Here is a 16996-nt window from a genome sequence, read left to right on the forward strand (position 1 = left end):
GAAAGTGAGTAGCCGCCATGGCTCAGACCACGTCCGCAGTCGTCATCGTCCCCGAGGTATGGGGCGACATGGCACAGGCCCAGTTCATCGGACAGGTACGCGTCGCCGGATCGGCCGCCGTCGTCGAGGACAACACCCTTGAGGGTGCGCCCGGAGACACCATCCACTTCCCGAAGTGGGGCACCCTCGGCGACCTCGACGACCTCACCGAGACCACCGCCATGACCCCCGTCGCCATGTCCACCAGCGACGCCACGGCCACGATCAAGGAAGCCGGTAAGGCCGTCGAGATCACCGACAAGGCCAAGCTGACCAGCCTCGGCGACCCCGAGGCCGAAGCCCGCCGCCAGTTCGGCATCCTCGCCGCCCGCAAGGTCGACGCCGCCCTGATCGCCCAGGCCCAGGCCGACGAGACCGCGCAGGGCGGAGGCACCCCCTACAGCTTCACCACCGCCACGGGGAAGACGAAGTTCACGTGGCTGGACGCGATGGTGCCGGCCATCGCGAAGTTCGGCGACGAGTGGGAGCCCGACCAGTTCGCCGGCCTGTTCATCAACAGCGCTCAGTACGCCGATGCCCTCGGTGACTCGCAGTTCGTCGACGCGTCCAAGCTGGGCAACGGCCCGTCGGCCGCCGTCGCGGGCAGCATCGGCCGGATCGGCGGCGTGCCCGTGTTCATCACGAACCGGATCGCCGCGGGCAAGTTCCTGCTGATGAAGAACCAGGCCCTCGGCCTGCTCTACAAGCGGCGCCCGCTGGTCGAGTCCGACCGCGACATCCTCGCCCGCTCGACTGTCGTCACGACCACGCTTCACTACGCGGTGAAGCGCCTCAACGACCGCGGCGTTTGCGTCGGAACCCTCGCCACCACCTGACCGGACGCCCGGCCACCACCCAGGAAGGGAGGGCGCCTCATGCTGCTGCGCCGACACCGCCGCGACGCCGACAGGGCGCCGAACACCACCAACGCCACGCAGGCCGAGAAGCCTGCGGGGCGTTCCCGCTCCAAGACCACAAAGGGGGAATGAGCCATGGGCCGCGTCTACGCCACGAGCGCCGACTACATCGCGTGGACCGGCCAGGCCACCCCGCCGGCCGACATCGCCCGCCTGCTCACCCGCGCGTCGCAGGACATCGAAGACGCCCTACTGACGGCCGTCTACTGCACCGACGCCGACGGCATGCCGGTCGAGGCGTGCGTGCATGACGCACTACGCGACGCCACATGCGCGCAGGTCGAATACCAGCAAGAGACCGGCGACACCGGCACCGGCGCCGCAGGGCGATGGGATTCCGTGACCCTCGGCCCGGTCGCCCTGTCCGGCCGCCGTGACGCCCCCGCCGGACCCGAAGGGCTCGACCTCGCCCCGCGCGCCGCGCGCGCCCTACGGCGGGCCGGACTGCTTGAGGTGATCTGGTGACCGCACTGCCCGCGTGGCTACTGCGCCACACGATCACCGTCGAGCCGTACCGCGGCAGCGGGGCGTACGGGCCTGTCTACGGCGAGCCCGCCGCCGCCTCGGCCCTGGTCGCCGAGACCGTAAAGCAGGTACGCGACCCCACGGGGGCCGTCGTCGTCTCCACCGCCCAGATCTACGCCGGGCCGGACCTCGTTTGCCCCGTCGGGTCCCGCGTGACCCTCCCCCACGGGCGGGTCACGCGGGTACTCACCATCGCCAGCCACACCGCGCCGGGCCTCCCCGTCCCGGAATCGACGGAGGTGTATTGCGAGTGAGCCGTGCCGAGATCCGATGGAACGGGAACGCCGCTCTTGCCGCCATACGGGCCGCCGCCGTACGGGGCGTACGCCTCGGTGCCGAGCATCTGTTGGAGGTGTCCCGGCAGCGTGTCCCGATGGAAGAGGGCACTCTCGAACGCTCCGGGGTCGCCACCGTCGACGAGGGCACCCTTACGGCCGTCGTGTCGTACGACTCGCCGTACGCCGTCCGCCAGCACGAGGAACTGACGTACCGGCACGACAACGGCCGCACCGCGAAGTACCTCGAACGGCCGTTGCACGAGGAGAACGGCACCATCACGGACATCATCGCCGCGCAGGTCCGGAGGGCGATCCCGTGACGTTCCTCCGTGACCTGGTCGACGGACTGGCCCGTGAACTTGCTGCCACCGGCGTGGCCACCTACCGGCCTACCGGCGCCTACACCAGCAGCGAGACCGCCATCACGGACACGGCGATGCCGGAGAGTCCAGACCGCGCCGTCGTCCTGACTGCCTACGACACCACCGACGCGCCCGCCCTCACCGACTGCGCCGTAAGCGTGCAGGTACGCACCCGCGCCGGCACCGACCCGCGCGACGTGGCCGACCTCGACGAGGCCGCATTCACCGCGCTGCACGGCCTACGCGACCGCCAGTTCGGCAGCGCTTACGTCCAGCTCGTCACGCGCGACAACTCGGCCTCGATGGGGGCCGACGCCGTAGGCCGTTTCGAGCGCACCAGCAACTACACCGTGCGCGCCCAACGGCCCGCATCTGACCGCCTCGAATAGGAGGAGCACACCCATGACGACCCCCATCCCGCCGGCGGAGACAGAGACCGCGCTCGCCCGCCGGTACCGCGTGGACGTCGACACCGGCACCGGCACCGTCACGTGGTCGTGGCTGCCCGGCATCAACGACTTCGCGCCGAAGGTCGACCCCACCCAGCAGGACAACACGACCTACGACGACGAGGGATGGGCCGACAACACGGTCACCCAGCTCGCATGGTCCATCGAGCTGACCATGTTGCACCGGTGCCATCCGGACACCAAGGCATTCAACGCCGCTCAGGAAGCACTCAGGATGGCCGCCGAGCAGTTCGGCGACGGTGCCAAGGTGCATGTCCGCTGGTACGACCGCGACGGCCGCGACGAGGCGTACGAGGGGTACGCCCTGGTGACGTGGGAGCAGGACGGCACCGCCACCGACGACCTCGATTCGGTCACGGTCACACTGACCGGCAAGGGCAAGCGGACGAAGATCACCAACCCGCTCGCGCCGACCGGAGGCTGATCCGTGGCGTTTCAGGCACTCGGGGAACTACTCGACGAGACCCTGTCACTCCCCGTCAACGGCAAGACGTACGCCGTCCCGCCGCCCTCGGCCGCGACCGGTCTGCGCGTGCAGGCCATCATGCAGGCCGCCGCGGTCGCCGCCGACGGAGGCAACGTCAACAACGAGGCACTGGCCGACGCCGCCGAGCGGGACATGTACCGCGACGTCCTCGGCACGGCTCACGCTGAGATGGTCGCCGATGGCGTGTCGTGGCCGATGCTCAAGCACTGCGCAGTGACGGCCATGGTGTGGATCGTCCAGGACAAGGACCGTGCCGAGCTGTATTGGAACAGCGGCGGCGACCCAAACCGCGTGGCCCCGAACCGGGCAGCCCGCCGGGCCTCATCGGGCATGGCGACATCGACCCGGTCTCGGGGCTCCACGAGTTCTACGACCCGCCGCCAGGGCAACCGCGACGGACGGGGCAGCAACGCGCGCCGCACGTGACGTGGGCGCAGTTGCTCGCCGAGTGGCCGCTCATTGAGGCCGACCTGCACGAGGTGTACGGCGTGGACGTCGGCGCTCCGGGCCTGCTCGACGTGCGTACGTGGCGATGGCTGCGCGTGCGCATCCTGGGCCTGCTCTCAGCTGATTCCCGCATCAACCGCCTGTTGCTTCCCCCGTCCGAGCCGTCCAAGGCAACCGGGCGTACGTGACCCCGCGCCGCGCGCGGCCTACCCGAGAGGAGGCCGCGCATGGCACTGACTGTGGGCGAGCTTGCCGCCACGATCACCGTCGACGACACCGAGGCCGAGCAGGGTCTCAACGGCTTCCAGAACCGTCTACGGTCCGCCCTCGCCCGTACCGTCCAGCGGGCCCGGCAGGGCGGGCAGGATGCAGGCGACGCTCTCGGCGGGGGGCTCGACGAGGGCGCCGGCGAAGGCGCCGACACGGCCGGCGAGTCCATCACCGGCACGCTCAAGGGGCTTGCTCTCGGCGCGATCGGCGGCAGTCTCGGCGCCGCCCTCATGGGCGGCATCGCAACGGCGATGGAACAGGACCAGATCACCGGCAAACTCGCCGCACAACTCGGATCCACCCCGGCCGAGGCCGAGAAGTACGGCAAGATCGCCGGTGCCCTGTACTCGAACGCGATCACCGACGATTTCCAGGGCGCCGCGGACGCGATCAAGGCGACCATGAGCAGCGGCCTGCTACCGCCGGATGCCACCAACGCACAAATCGAGTCCATAGCGACGAAAGTCGCCGACCTTGCCAACACCTTCGAGCAAGATTTGGGCGGCGTAACCAATGCGGTGTCACAAATGCTTCGTACGGGCCTCGCATCCTCGGCGGACGAAGCATTCGACGTCCTCACGGCAGGTTTTCAGTCCTCGGCAAATAAAGCCGACGACCTGGTGGACACGTTCAACGAGTACGGCACACAGTTCCGTAAAGCCGGATTGGACGGAGCGACCGCCGTTGGCCTGATGAACCAGGCGATCCAGGCAGGCGCCCGCGACTCGGATATCGCCGCGGACGCGATCAAGGAATTCGCCATCCGCGCGGTGGATGGTTCTACGACCACCGCGGCCGGTTTTCAGGCCCTCGGCCTGAATGCCGACGACATGGCCGCCAAGTTCGGCAAGGGCGGAAAGTCCGCCTCCGCCGCACTCGACACCACCCTTGACCGGTTGCGCGCCGTCAAAGACCCCATCACACAGTCTCAGACCGCGGTCGCCCTGTTCGGCACCCAGGCCGAAGACCTCGGCAGAGCGCTTTACGCCATGGACCCGACCACCGCCGCTCAGGGTCTCGGCGACGTGGGGGGCGCCGCCGCCCGGATGGGTGACAGCCTGCGGGACAACGCCGCAACGCAGGTCGAACAGTTCAAACGGTCGGCGACACAGGCTTTCGTACAAGTGCTGGGCGAAAAGGTCGTACCGATCCTGACGAAGGTCGGCGGATACTTCCAGGAACACTCAGGCGCGGCAAAGTTGCTCGCGGTCGCCGTCGGTGGCCTCGCAGTGGCATTCACAGTCGCTTCGGTCGCTGTATGGGCGATGAACTCGGCGATGCTGGCCAACCCGATCTTCTGGGTAATTGCTGGTGTAGCGGCAGCCGTTGTACTGATCGTCACATATTGGACGCAGATCAAGTCAGCCACGCTTGCCGCATGGAACTGGGTTGTACAGAAAGTGACGTGGGCCAAGGACGCGGCGGTAAACGCCTTTCTTGACTTCACGCTCGTTGGCCTGATCATCAAACACTGGGACGCCATAAAGAACGCCACAACCACCGCATGGAATACCGTGGTGGGTTGGGTCAAGGGCATCCCCGGAAAGCTCTACAACGCCTTTCTTAACTGGACACTGCTCGGCCTGATCATCAAACACTGGTCGCAGATCAAGACTGCGACGGTAAACAAGGCAACCGAAATGATCACCTGGGTGCGCGGTCTGCCCCGCCGGATCACAGACGCCATCGGAAATCTCGGCTCCCTGCTCTACGACAAGGGGCAAGATGTCGTACGCGGCCTGTGGAACGGCATCAAGGCCATGGGCAGTTGGTTGCGCAGCACGCTCATAGGCTGGGCCCGAGACCTCATTCCCGGCCCCATCGCCGACGCCCTCGGTATCCACTCGCCATCGCGCGTCATGGCCGACCGGATCGGCCGGTGGATTCCCGCCGGCGTCGTCGAGGGCGTCGAAGAAGGCGCCCCCGCCGTTGATGCCGCCATGCGGAACCTGGTCACCGTGCCGACCAGCGGGCAGACCGTCGCAGCGAACATCGCCGCCTCGGCCGCGACCAGCACGACGAGCACCCACGGAAACTCGGCCGACGTCGTACGGATCGGTTCGGACGGTACAGCGTTCGGCGACTTCATCATCAGCACTCTGCGGACAGCCGTCGCCGGCCGCGGCGGCAACGTGCAGTTCGCCATCACGGGAAGGAGCGCGTAAGTGGCATTCCCGGAAAACGCCCTCGGACTGCGCGGAGAACTCAGGATCGGCCAGGTATGGCGGAACATCACCGGCGACCTGTACACCCGTGACGCGATCACCCACACCCGCGGGCGACCGTACCGGAGCAACGCCGCCGATCCGTCGACGGTATCGGCGACCATCCGCAACATCGATGGGCGGTACACACCGCGAAACCCCGAGGGCCCGTTCTACGGACTCTTTGGCCGCGGTACCCCGTTCCGCATCAGCCTGCCCGGAGGGCCGTCACCGTACCTTGCGATGACCGGTGCCCCCGACCGCGTCACCACCCCCGACGTCGCCGCACTCGACATCACCGGTGACATCGACCTGCGGTGGGAGGGTGAGGCCGACTGGTACGCGGCAGGCGCCCAGATCCTCATCGGCAAGTGGGGCGCAAGCGGTAATCGCTCCTATCACCTGCGCATCCAAGACGGCACACTCGTCATCCACACCACTCAAGACGGCACCAGCGGCAAGAACGCCACGATCACACTGCCTGCACAGCTACCGCGCCGAGCTGCGCTGCGCGGAACGATCGACGTCGACAATGGCGCCGGTGGCTGGGTTGCCGGCCTGTACTGGGCGGAGTCGATCTCCGGACCGTGGACGCAGATAGGCACCAATGCCGTCGGCACCGGAACGATCAGCATCTACGCAAGTACCGCCCCCCTCTCCATCGCGCCGCAACAGCTCGACCTCGTCACCCCGGCACGCCGCGCTGTGACCGGCAAGAGCTGCCGCGCCGAGGTGCGTTCCGGTGTCGGGGGCACAGTTGTTGCCGCGCCCGATCTCACCGCGCGCCCCCTGGGAACGGGCGGCACGTGGACCGACGCCGCGGGCCGCGTATGGACCCTCGCCACCGACGCCGAGATCACCGACCGCGTGATTCGGTTCGAGGGCGAAGTGCCCGAGTGGCCGCCGAAGTGGACGCCGAGCGCCCGCGATGCGTGGACGCCGATTCAGGCCGCGGGCATCCTGCGCCGCCTCTCCCAGGGACAGAAACCCCTCGCGTCGACGTTGCGTCGCCGCATCCCGAGTTACGCGCCGCGCGCGTACTGGCCGATGGAAGAGGGCGCCAACGCCACACAGGCGTACAGCCCGATCGCTGGTGTGCGTCCGATGGGCGTGAGCGGGTTGAAGTTCGCTTCTGATGACACGTTGGGCGGATCATCCCCCTTGCCGGTATGGGACGAGGATGCCCTGTGTCACGGAGCAATCCCGTCTTTCCCGGTGGGTGGCTGGCACCTTGAATGTGTGATGCGCCTGGACACGATGCCGACGAGCTTCAACACCCTGATCGAGGTGAACACAACCGGCACGGCCAAGAAATACACGGTACGTCTTCAAACGAACAACGTCGAGGTACGGGCCCTCGATTCAGAAGACAACGTTCTGTCACTCATAAACACCACCGCCCCGGATTTCCTCGGACGATGGAACCGCTTCCAGCTCTGGGCCAGACAGGTGGGATCCAGCGTGGAAATGCACGTAGCGTGGCTGGGAGTCGGCACAAACGGTTTCGGCTCGACCGTCACCTTCACAGGCACCGAAGGCCGCCCCACAGGGATAAACGCCCTGGGCGTGCCCGGCAACTTGCGTATGGGGCACATAGCTGTTTTCTCGACGGTCAACACGGTGGCTTTCAACGGCGCCGATAACGGGTTCGCCGGTGAAACAGTCGGCGCCAGAATGGCACGTCTGCGCGACGAGGAAAGGATTCCCCTCACGATCGCCGGGGACCCTGCGGGGACCGCACTCGTCGGGCCGCAACGCCCGGCAGCCCTGCTCGACCTGCTTCGCGAATGCGCCGAGGCCGACGGGGGCCTGTTCGGTGAGACCGCCGACCGGAGAGAACTCACGTACCGCACCCGAAGCGACCTGTACAACCAGGCGCCGAAACTCACCCTCGACTACGCCGCCGGCCAGGTGGCCGCCCCGTTCGAACCGGTAGAGGACGACCAGGTAAGGAACTCCTGGGAGGTACAGCGCGCCGGCGGCTCCGCCGGCGTGGCGAGCCTCGACACGGGCCCGCTGTCGACTCAGGACCCGCCCGACGGTATCGGCCTGGTCGCCGACTCTGTGACGCTCAATCTGTACAGCGACGACCAGGCCGAGCCCATGGCGTCATGGCTGCTGCACCTGTCGACCTGGGATGAGGCCCGCTATCCGTCGGTCACGATCCTGCTGCACCGGTGCCCGGAACTCATCCCGGCTGTGCTGGCCCTACGCGAGGGCGACAAAATCCGCATCACCAACCTCCCCAAGCAATTCACGGGATCAGGTACCGCGGAACTCCTCGTCGACAGCTTCACAGAAACACTCCTGCCGCGCGCATGGACGATCACGTTCAACGGCGCGCCGGCCGGTCCATGGACCGTAGGGGTGATCGATGACCCAGCGGCCGGCCGGACAGACGCCGACGGCTGCACCCTCAACGGCGCCCTGGACGCTACGTCGGACGTCGTCAACGTCCTGACACCGGTGGGCGGAAAGCCGTGGATCGACTCAGCCGGATTCCCCGGAGAATTCCCCTTCGACGTGACCGTCGGCGGAGAGGTCATGCGGGTGACCGGCTGCGTCGGAACCGCACTGTCCCAGACATTCGTAGTCACCCGCGCGGTCAACGGCGTCACGAAAGCCCACGCAAACGGCACAGACATTCGCCTCGCCCAACCCGCCGCCATCGCCCTGTAAGGAGACTCCCCGTGGCATTCGCTGTGTGGCAGCCCGGAATGACGATCACCGCGCAACGCGCCAACCTCGCCGCCATGATCGGAGCTGTGGTGTTCGCCGCGGCCCGCACCACCGGCCAGACCATCCCCAGCGGGACCGAGACAGCCGCGAACGCCCTGCAATGGGACAGTATCGATGTCGACCTGCTCAGCGGCTGGTCCGCAGCCAACCCAAGCCGGTGGACCGTGCCGGTCGCCGGCCTGTGGACACTGTCCGGAGCGATCAGCGTGAACGGCACCACCACCCCGGGCACCACCCGTGACGCCCTCTGGTACGTCAACGGGGGCGCCCTCGTCTCCGGCCGTGCCCGCACCTACGCGGAAAGCGGCATCTCATCCTCACCGCTGACCGTCGAAGCCCGGACCATCACCAAACGTCTCGCCGCCGGCGACTACGTCGAGCTGGTGCCCGCACACAACGCGAACAACGCCGGTACAGCCGTATCGCTGCCGACCGCGACCGGCACATTCGCCCCGTACGCGAACGTCACCTACGCCGGCCCCGCCAACTGACCCGATCACCCCCGTACGCCCCGCGCACCGCGCCGGGCGTTTTTTCATGCCCTGGAGGCACCATGACCAGCACATCCCGCGGCCTCGACGTGTCCGCGTACCAGACCGCGCAGGACTGGGCCGCCCACAAGCACAACGGCATGACTTTCGCGTTCGCCAAGGCGAGCGAGGGCCAGACGACCCGCGACGCCCGGTTCGCCACCCACATCAAGGGGATCAAGGCCGCCGGCCTGGTCCCGGGCGCCTACCACTTCGCGTGGCCCAACCAGGACGCCGCACGCGAGGCCGCGAACTACATCGCCGCCGTGCGCCCGCACGCGGGCAAAGGGTTCCTGCACTGGCTCGACCTGGAGCGCTACAGCGACGGCCGCAACTACGCCGGCCGCACCGCCGCGCAGATCAAGGCGTACGCGTCCGCGTGGATCGCCGCCATACAGAAAGCGTTCCCCGGGCAGCGCGTCGGCATCTACACGTCCGCCGCGGACATCGCCGCCGGCCGCGTCCCCGCCGGAGTCACCCTCTGGTACCCGGCGTACCCGGGCGCGAGCACCGACACGTACGGCGAGGCCGAGAAGCACGCCCGGCCCGCACCGTCCGGCCGGACGGTGACGTTCTGGCAGTTCACCTCGACCCCACTCGACCGGTCCATCGCCTACCTTTCCCCCACCGCGCTCCGTGAGTGGGCCGCGGGCACCACCACGCCGAGCAAGCCGGCCGCGCCGAAGCCCTACACCCCGCCGTCGTTCCCGGCCGGCCTCGCCCCGGGCAAGGCCCGCCCCTCGGCCGTCACGCTTCAGCACGCCCTCAAGGCCACCAAGTACATGCCCAAGAGCGTTGAGGAGTCCCCGAACTACGGCCCACAGACACAGGCCGCCGTCGCGAAGTTCCACGACGCGCACCCGCAGTACAAGGTCGCAGGCGTGAAGCACGACGTAGCGATCGGCCCGAAGGGCTGGGCCGCCCTGTTCCGCCTCGCCTACGGCAAGTAGGCACCCCGCCCGCCCCGGCACCGCGCCGTGCGGGCCGCCCCCCCACCTCACGAGAGGCACCACCCCATGAGCAGCGCCACACGCCGCACCATCCGTACCGTCATACAGGCCGCCGTCGGCCTCGCCGCCACCCTGCCCGAGATCGCCGACGCGTCCGGCCTAGACGCCCTGCCGTGGGCCGCCGGGGCGGTCGCCGTCGCCGCCGGCCTCGCCCGCGTCATGGCCCTGCCCGCCGTCGAGCAGCTGTTCGACCGAATCGGCCTCGGCCAGTTCCAGAGCGGAGCCGACGGCAAGTGATCCCACAGCAGCCCACATCGTCCGACCCGGTGTCGGTCGCCGTTGCCCTCGCCGATCTGCGGGGCGACCTCGGGACCGGCCTCGCCGAGATCAAAGGGTCGTTGGCTCTCCTCGTACAGCGCGCGGGGCAGACGGATGCCGCACTCGCCGACCACCGCGCCGACCTTGACGCCATCGAGGAACGGTTGACCGCGGTCGAGCGCCGCGTATGGGCCGCCTCGGGTGGCGCCGCGGTGCTGGGCATGGTCGCCGGGTACGCGGTACAGCTCCTTGCCGGTTGACCCCCGACACCACCGCGGCTCCGGCCTCCCATGGTGGGAGGTCGGAACCGCGTTCGTACTTTCAAGGTCAGGACAGGGCTTCAATCGCCTTGAGGACCAGAGCACGCGCCTCGGCACCGTACACGGCCATACCACGAAGCCGCTCGAACGCCTTCACGTACAGGGCGATTTCCGAGGGCTGCGTGATGTTCACCTCCGCCGATAGGAACTCTACTGACACGAGGCTGTCGTCATACATGTGGAATGTCTCAACGGGCCAATGAGGGCGTGCGCGGGTCGCCATTGGGATGATGCCCAACGACACTTGCGGCAGCGCCCCAGCGGTCAGCAGGTATCCGAGTTGCGCCGCCATGGCGTCCTCGTTACCCAGCTGGGAATACAGGACAGCCTCCTCAACGAGCATGACGAACCTGTGCCCTGGTTCATGAATGACCCTGGAACGTTCAACGCGGGCGGCTGCGGCCTCAGCACCGTCGTTGACGGGGATGCCTCGAAATTCAGCGATGCTGCTCAGCAGGGCGGCTGCATATCCTTCCGTCTGTAGAAAGCCGGGAACCATCGTCGAGGAGTAGATCCGGAACAGTCGTGTTTCGTGGAAGAACTGGACGACACTGTCCTGTAGCTGTTTCATCCCGCGCCGTACCTGGTGCCGCCACTCGCTGTACATGGATTCTGCGTTCAGCGACTGGGTAACCAGATCCTCCGACTGATCCACAGCCCCGCAAGCGCCAGCCCAGGCCCGTATGTCCTTGGCGGTTGGCGCGGTGATGGCGTTCTCGATACGAGACGTCTTCGAGTGGTGCCAGCCACACCGGTCAGCCAGCTCAACGACCGTCAGTCCAGCGGTCTTGCGGAGGTCGCGCAGCCGGAACGCGACGACTTTCCGTGCCTCCTGAGCAGACGAGGACGGGGAGATAGGCATGTGAACTGGCCTGTCCGGTGTGTGCTGTCAATGGATCTCGTACTCGTCATGCGGGATGGCGCGAGCCCACACGGCTTCAAACGCTTCGGCGCACAGTTTGGCCGTGGCGAGATCTTCGCTGATCTCCTCGCCAGTCCAGGACCCATCGCCAGCGAAATGATTCCAGTGGATCCAGCGCTCATCAAAAAGCCAGAAGTCATTTCCTGGCAAGGCAATGTCCGACGCTCGACGCCGGGGCAGCCATCGTACTTGCTCGCCCGCAGCAACATTGGTGAACGTACCGTCGTACAAGAAGCGGGTGTACTCGCTGACCGGTTCGGATACGAGGCGGGCCCGCCGCACGATGACACCGCGCTCCACGGTCTCCTGGATCAGGTCGAGCCACGGTCGCCACCAGGAGGCGCGGTCGGCCGGGTCATGGCGGAAACCGTTCTTCCACTCAGCGAACGGCCCCTCTTCGTAGTCGACAGCGTATGAGTCCCGCATCTCCAGGTGTACGGCGGAACGTGTGCAGCCTGCGATCAACTCATCGAAGGTCTGTACGTTCAACGGCATCGCACGCCTCCCTGATCATGTCCGCCATGCTCGCGGGGATACGGATCACTGCCTCGCCTTCCGGGATTCCCTGTGCATGGCCCGGCAGTTCGAACGCCGCGCATTCTGCCTCCAGTTCGGGCCCCGGCTTCCAGCCTTGGAAGACGAGTTCTCGTTTCTGCTGGTCGACCCACACGGTAGGGCTCTGCTTGTCCCCGGTGCTGGGGTCGATGCCGATGAACAGTAGCGACACTGCTGCCTCCGTCGATGAGTTGTGCAGTTATGTGCAACACCTTCACCTTGGCGGTCTGCTCAGTCAAGAGGGTAAAGCAGCCAAGACACGGGCTAGGAAAGCTGTGTAAGCAGATCTGCACATTCATGGATGTGCTGCACGTCCGGCACCTACCGTCGGCCGGTACAGAAAGACCCCGGCGAGGCGGTCACCTCCCGGGGCATGGCCGACTGCGAAGGAGTCGACATGCCGCACCGTACCGTCCGGCCGCCCTACGGGGTGATCAGATGAGCAGCGCGATTCAGGAAGTCCCCGCCGAGGTTCTTGAGGTCCTGGCGTTGCCCACCCTGGACGGTCTCGCGGACGACAAGGTGCGCGGTGCCGAGTGCCTTTGGTGCGACAAACGGCTGACCGGGGACACCGCCGTGGACTTCGGTCAGCAGCGCTCACCGCTCAACGGCAGCTCGGCCATCTCCGGGATGACCTGGTTCCCCCGGGCCTGCCGTTCCTGCGTCGCCGACCGCGCCCACCGTGGCCTGTTCACCCACACCGTGGCCTGCCCGCTCTGCGAGACGAAGCAGACGGCCGCGGCCTGTACGGTCGGCCGCGGCCTGTACCGGCTGGTGAGGGACTGCCGCCGATGACCCCGGACAAACTCCCTGCCCGCGCGAGGCCCCGTCTCGGCTACATGACCATCCGGATCTACCAGGTGGACCGCCGCGGAAAGATCACCCGCGACGGCCGAACGGTCGTCGTCCCTCCCGCCGCGGAACTGCCACCGCTCACGGACGGCTACCCGCCCTGCCAGTGCCCCCGCCACCGACGGGGGACCCCATGAAGATCTGCCGCCGCTGCGATCAGCACATCACGGGTCCGGCGGAAGAGATGTCCCCGCTGCGCCCGACCGGCGCCAGCCCGACCGTGTACACCCACCCCGGTGGCCGGTGCCCAAAGGTGCCCCAGCAGACCGCACCACTTCAGCGTCACCCCTAGACCCCCGTCCCGGGTCTCAACCCGGAACAAGCCGAGCCCCGGGACGGGTCGCACCACCCACGTCCGAAGCACCACCGACCAAGGAGGCACGGAACGTGACCGAAACGACGAAGCGCCCGCTGATCGACGCGCGCCGCCTGATCAGCGACGAAATGCGGGCAACCCTCGTCGCCAACATGTGCGACCGGTTCCCCCAGCTGACCGAGGAGAAGGCAGACCGCGGCGTCGGCCAGATGCTTGCCTTCCTCGCCGCGTCCGACTACAGCGAGAGGCCGCTCAGCCCCTCGCCGCTGGTAGACGACTTCTGGCACGCCTTCCTGCTCCACACCAAGGCATACCGAAACTTCTGCCAGGAGAACTTCGGCCGGTTCCTGGACCACCAGCCCGGCTATCTGGACCCGGAGGAGCACGGCGGCGGCAAGGTGCTCCGCGCCCGCACCGTCGACTGCATCACGCTCGCCGGGTACGAGATCGACATGGAGTTCTGGCCCGAGCTGGACCTCGCCGACTGCTCGCAGTGTCACGCGAGCTGCTCGGACAGCCCGAACCACCCGTAACAGTTCTCTGTCGGCCTCCGGCCTGTGCCACGCTGTGGCCAGGCCGGGGGCCGACCCCGTTTCGCTCAACCAACGCAGGAGATCGCGGGTGGACCGCATCGAATGGCACGACCTACCGGCAACGACCCGCGCGGCCGTCGAACGGCATACAGGCCCGGTCGAGGCAGCCGAGACCGCGCCGCACGGCGTCATGTCCCGGCTCGCCTGCACCGTCCACACACCAGCGGGACGAACATTCATCAAGGGCACCCGGCACGACGACCCACAAGCATGGGTGTATCGCCACGAGGCACGGGTTACACGACGCGCACCCCTCGCGCCCGGCGTGCTGTGGGAGATCGACGCCGGCGGGTGGCTGCTCTACGGATACGACTACATCGACGGCCGACATCCGGACTTGGCCCCGGGGTCCGACGACCTCGCCCCTCTGCTTCGCACGCTTACCGTTACGTCCGAGGTGCCATGGCCCGAGGCACTGAACAAGAAGCCGCTTCACACACGGTGGGCTGAATTCCTGCCCGAAGACGTACCGTCCGGGCTGCAAGGCCGAGGACTCGCCCACACGGATATGTCCCCGCACAACATGCTGATGACCAGGGGCGGCAAGCTGCTGCTACTGGACTGGGCCCTCTCCTGCCCCGCCCCCGGGTGGGCCGACACGGCGCTTACGGTGCCCCGGCTGATCTCCGCCGGCCATACGCCGGAACAGGCCGAGACGATCGCCCAGCAGGTGCCCGCATACAGCGCGGCCGACCCTGCCACCGTCACCACGTTCGCGCGGACCGTCTACGCTGCCTGGGAGGACTGGGAACGAACGCGCCCCATGCCTCACAGGGCCGCTCTCACCGCCGCCGCCCAGACATGGGCCACGTACCGCGAGAAAGGTCGGCAGACGGGCGCACACGCTCTTTCCCCTTGACCGGTCACTCTACGCGGGGCCACGAGACGTCTCCTCGTGGCCCTTCGTGTACCCGCTGGATCCCGGGTTCCGGCGCCACCGAGACTGCGCGAAAGGCCGACGTGACCTATGCAGCGGCAGGAGGCTGCTCCTCTTCATCCGCGGGACGGGCGGTTAGCTGCGTCACTTGGTTGGGTGCGGACGGTTGTTGATCATCCGAGCTCTTGAAGCGACGCCACGCGGCGCGCGCACGGCTGGCGGAATTGATCACATCGGGGACCTGATCCAAGATCCCCTTCAGTGCAAAGAGAAAGATCGAGGCCACACCTGCGACGGCGAGGATGGCGAGCGTCATTGCCCCGTCCAACTGACTCGGTACCTTTCGGGTCGGGTGACCGAGCAGAAGACTCATGCGCAGGGCACTCATCAGCTCGGCCACAACTAACGTGGCTCGAACTGAGAAGCCCTGCATCCGACGTCTCGCCGGGGATCTCAGACACCAGGCGTGAGCCTGGCTGTTAGTAATCTGTTCGTGGTAAAAGCAGAAGACAGCCTAAGTCGAGTGCGATCCGACGTCGGATGGCTTCTGGGGTGTACGTGACTTTCCCGTACAAGCGCAGCAGCCAGACAGATCACACGTCCCCTGGAACGCCCCGCGTACTCATGCGGATCACAGAGGTGACAAGACATGAAGTTCTGCTGACTGGATGAACAACGACCGACCCAAGGGCCGCCCGTCGTCAACCAGTCACGCGCTCACAGGAGTTCGCAGCTCCACCGTGGGCACGTCCATGAGAATAGCGCACAGTTACAGAACATCGCGCAAGTTCAGGCAAACTGGACGTTGAGCTGCACAAATGCCGCTGCCCCGCCTCTCGTAGCGAGGCGGGGCACGCGCGTCTATGGTTCCCGAGACTGATGGCCAGACCCTTCGGCATCGCGAGTACGTCGCGTGCCCTTGATCCGCCGGCGGCGCCGCCGTTCCCTACCCGCGCGACGACCATGGCTCCGACGAACGACGCTCGACGAGCGCCATCGCACGCACGCCGCCCTCGTCGAGAAGCCACCTGTTTTACACGCTCTATCCAGGAACAGCACTCCTCTGTGAGCCAACGACACCGCGCCGGGGCGTGCGATGCCCTGGCCGCCGCCGACGAGCGACTGCATCGTGGCCGAGTGGTGCGGAGCGCAGTAGGGCGCTACGTCGATCAGCGGTTTGCCCGGCGGCAGCAGGCCCGCCACCGAGTGGACCGCCGTGACCTCCAGCGACTCCTCCCGGCCGAGCCGGGGCAGCACGGCGGGCAGCCGCTCCGCGAGCATCGTCTTGCCCGCCCCGGGCGGCCCTTCCAGGAAGAGGTGGTGACCGCCCGCGGCGGCCACCACCACCGCCGTGCGCGCCGAGTGCTGCCCCACCACGTCGGCCAGGTCGTGGTCGTGCTGTGCGGCACCGACGCCCTGCATGCCGGTGGCCGCGCCCGCGCCGGGCACCCGCAGCCCCGCGCGGAGCGAATCGGGGCGGCCCGGCTCGTCGGGCTCCTCGTCGGGTACGGGCTCGTCCGCCAGCACGGCGATCAACTGGCGCAGGCTGCGGATGCCGAGCACCGACACGCCGGGCACCAGCGACGCCTCGGCCGCGGCGCACTCGGGCACCACCACCTGCTCGTACCCGGCGTCGGCCGCGGCCAGCACGGCCGGCAGGATGCCCCGGACCGGGCGCACCCGGCCGTCGAGGCCCAGTTCGCCGATCATCACGATGTCGGCGAGCACCCGGGGGTCAATCCGCTCGGCGGCGCCGAGCACCGCGCAGGCCACGGCGAGGTCGAAGCCGCTGCCCGCCTTCGGCACCGAGGCCGGGCTGAGGCCCACGGTGAGTTTCTTCGACGGCCAGGACGCCCCGGAGTTCACCACCGCGGCCCGCACCCGGTCCCGGCTCTCCGTCAGGCTCTTGTCCGGCAGCCCCACCAGCGTGAACGCCGCCACTCCCGGTTCCAGGTCGGCCTGGACCTCGACCACCACACCCTCGACGCCCACCAGCGCCACGGAGCACGTCCGGGCGAACCCCAT

21 protein-coding genes and 1 pseudogene are annotated in these 16996 nt (G+C 67.7%); 17 read left to right on the forward strand and 5 right to left on the reverse strand.

Translation table 11 applies throughout. The annotated features are described in order from the left end of the window. Positions 1 to 17 precede the first annotated feature (17 nt). The 14 genes from ACFY2B_RS18620 to ACFY2B_RS18685 all read left to right on the forward strand — a co-directional run bounded on the left by ACFY2B_RS18620 (position 18) and on the right by ACFY2B_RS18685 (position 10796). Positions 18 to 875: a N4-gp56 family major capsid protein gene (locus ACFY2B_RS18620; protein WP_390764191.1), complete on the forward strand. Its 858-nt coding sequence runs from the start codon at positions 18 to 20 to the stop codon at positions 873 to 875. 156 nt (positions 876 to 1031) lie between these two features. Then, positions 1032 to 1421, forward strand: a complete 390-nt coding sequence (locus tag ACFY2B_RS18625; protein WP_390764192.1) for a hypothetical protein — start codon at positions 1032 to 1034, stop codon at positions 1419 to 1421. Further along, on the forward strand, positions 1418 to 1735 hold the full coding sequence (locus ACFY2B_RS18630) for a hypothetical protein (protein ID WP_390764193.1): 318 nt from the start codon (positions 1418 to 1420) through the stop codon (positions 1733 to 1735). The genes ACFY2B_RS18625 and ACFY2B_RS18630 overlap by 4 nt, the downstream gene beginning before the upstream one ends. Then, positions 1732 to 2079, forward strand: coding sequence for a hypothetical protein (locus ACFY2B_RS18635; RefSeq protein WP_390764194.1), 348 nt, complete (start codon positions 1732 to 1734; stop codon positions 2077 to 2079). The genes ACFY2B_RS18630 and ACFY2B_RS18635 overlap by 4 nt, the downstream gene beginning before the upstream one ends. Continuing rightward, a complete protein-coding gene (locus ACFY2B_RS18640; RefSeq protein WP_390764195.1) occupies positions 2076 to 2510 on the forward strand; it encodes a minor capsid protein in 435 nt (144 codons plus the stop codon). The genes ACFY2B_RS18635 and ACFY2B_RS18640 overlap by 4 nt, the downstream gene beginning before the upstream one ends. A 13-nt stretch (positions 2511 to 2523) precedes the next feature. Then, complete coding sequence (locus ACFY2B_RS18645; protein WP_390764196.1) at positions 2524 to 3015, forward strand: phage tail tube protein; 492 nt, start codon at positions 2524 to 2526, stop codon at positions 3013 to 3015. 3 nt (positions 3016 to 3018) lie between these two features. After that, positions 3019 to 3504 (forward strand): hypothetical protein, encoded by a 486-nt coding sequence (locus tag ACFY2B_RS18650; RefSeq protein WP_390764197.1) that lies wholly within the window; start codon positions 3019 to 3021, stop codon positions 3502 to 3504. Continuing rightward, positions 3501 to 3713 (forward strand): hypothetical protein, encoded by a 213-nt coding sequence (locus ACFY2B_RS18655; RefSeq protein WP_390764198.1) that lies wholly within the window; start codon positions 3501 to 3503, stop codon positions 3711 to 3713. The genes ACFY2B_RS18650 and ACFY2B_RS18655 overlap by 4 nt, the downstream gene beginning before the upstream one ends. 39 nt (positions 3714 to 3752) lie before the next feature. Beyond that, positions 3753 to 5960, forward strand: coding sequence for a phage tail tape measure protein (locus ACFY2B_RS18660; protein WP_390764199.1), 2208 nt, complete (start codon positions 3753 to 3755; stop codon positions 5958 to 5960). Further along, positions 5961 to 8678, forward strand: coding sequence for a hypothetical protein (locus ACFY2B_RS18665; RefSeq protein WP_390764200.1), 2718 nt, complete (start codon positions 5961 to 5963; stop codon positions 8676 to 8678). An 11-nt stretch (positions 8679 to 8689) separates the two neighbouring features. Beyond that, positions 8690 to 9229, forward strand: coding sequence for a hypothetical protein (locus ACFY2B_RS18670; protein WP_390764201.1), 540 nt, complete (start codon positions 8690 to 8692; stop codon positions 9227 to 9229). Between the two features lie 62 nt (positions 9230 to 9291). Further along, the gene (locus tag ACFY2B_RS18675; RefSeq protein ID WP_390764202.1) at positions 9292 to 10218 is read left to right on the forward strand and encodes a GH25 family lysozyme; all 927 of its coding nucleotides are present in this window, start codon (positions 9292 to 9294) and stop codon (positions 10216 to 10218) included. A 66-nt stretch (positions 10219 to 10284) separates the two neighbouring features. Beyond that, the gene (locus ACFY2B_RS18680) at positions 10285 to 10515 is read left to right on the forward strand and encodes a hypothetical protein (protein WP_390764203.1); all 231 of its coding nucleotides are present in this window, start codon (positions 10285 to 10287) and stop codon (positions 10513 to 10515) included. Between the two features lie 29 nt (positions 10516 to 10544). Then, entirely contained in the window at positions 10545 to 10796 is a 252-nt protein-coding gene (locus ACFY2B_RS18685; protein WP_390764204.1) for a hypothetical protein, read from the forward strand. A 67-nt stretch (positions 10797 to 10863) separates the two neighbouring features. On the opposite strand, the gene ACFY2B_RS18690 is transcribed toward ACFY2B_RS18685, so the two are convergent. From ACFY2B_RS18690 to ACFY2B_RS18700, 3 genes are read right to left on the reverse strand one after another with little or no spacing between them, the layout of a single operon-like run. Then, positions 10864 to 11718, reverse strand: coding sequence for a helix-turn-helix domain-containing protein (locus ACFY2B_RS18690; protein WP_390764205.1), 855 nt, complete (start codon positions 11716 to 11718; stop codon positions 10864 to 10866). A 27-nt stretch (positions 11719 to 11745) separates the two neighbouring features. Beyond that, positions 11746 to 12273, reverse strand: a complete 528-nt coding sequence (locus tag ACFY2B_RS18695) for a DUF6879 family protein (RefSeq protein WP_390764206.1) — start codon at positions 12271 to 12273, stop codon at positions 11746 to 11748. Next, complete coding sequence (locus ACFY2B_RS18700; RefSeq protein ID WP_390764207.1) at positions 12245 to 12505, reverse strand: hypothetical protein; 261 nt, start codon at positions 12503 to 12505, stop codon at positions 12245 to 12247. The genes ACFY2B_RS18695 and ACFY2B_RS18700 overlap by 29 nt, the downstream gene beginning before the upstream one ends. A gap of 266 nt (positions 12506 to 12771) precedes the next feature. Here ACFY2B_RS18700 and ACFY2B_RS18705 point away from each other — a divergent pair, with 266 nt between their 5' ends. The 3 genes from ACFY2B_RS18705 to ACFY2B_RS18715 all read left to right on the forward strand — a co-directional run bounded on the left by ACFY2B_RS18705 (position 12772) and on the right by ACFY2B_RS18715 (position 14953). Beyond that, positions 12772 to 13128: a hypothetical protein gene (locus tag ACFY2B_RS18705; protein WP_390764208.1), complete on the forward strand. Its 357-nt coding sequence runs from the start codon at positions 12772 to 12774 to the stop codon at positions 13126 to 13128. 444 nt (positions 13129 to 13572) lie between these two features. Then, the gene (locus ACFY2B_RS18710; protein ID WP_390764209.1) at positions 13573 to 14034 is read left to right on the forward strand and encodes a glycine-rich domain-containing protein; all 462 of its coding nucleotides are present in this window, start codon (positions 13573 to 13575) and stop codon (positions 14032 to 14034) included. An 88-nt stretch (positions 14035 to 14122) separates the two neighbouring features. Then, complete coding sequence (locus tag ACFY2B_RS18715) at positions 14123 to 14953, forward strand: phosphotransferase (protein WP_390764210.1); 831 nt, start codon at positions 14123 to 14125, stop codon at positions 14951 to 14953. A gap of 106 nt (positions 14954 to 15059) precedes the next feature. Here ACFY2B_RS18715 and ACFY2B_RS18720 read toward each other — a convergent pair whose 3' ends face one another. Continuing rightward, positions 15060 to 15287: a hypothetical protein gene (locus tag ACFY2B_RS18720; RefSeq protein ID WP_390764211.1), complete on the reverse strand. Its 228-nt coding sequence runs from the start codon at positions 15285 to 15287 to the stop codon at positions 15060 to 15062. A gap of 707 nt (positions 15288 to 15994) precedes the next feature. Beyond that, a pseudogene (locus tag ACFY2B_RS18725) lies at positions 15995 to 16996 on the reverse strand (ATP-binding protein); the annotation flags it as partial.

The organism is Streptomyces sp. NPDC001270, from assembly GCF_042896695.1.
Lineage (GTDB): Bacteria > Actinomycetota > Actinomycetes > Streptomycetales > Streptomycetaceae > Streptomyces.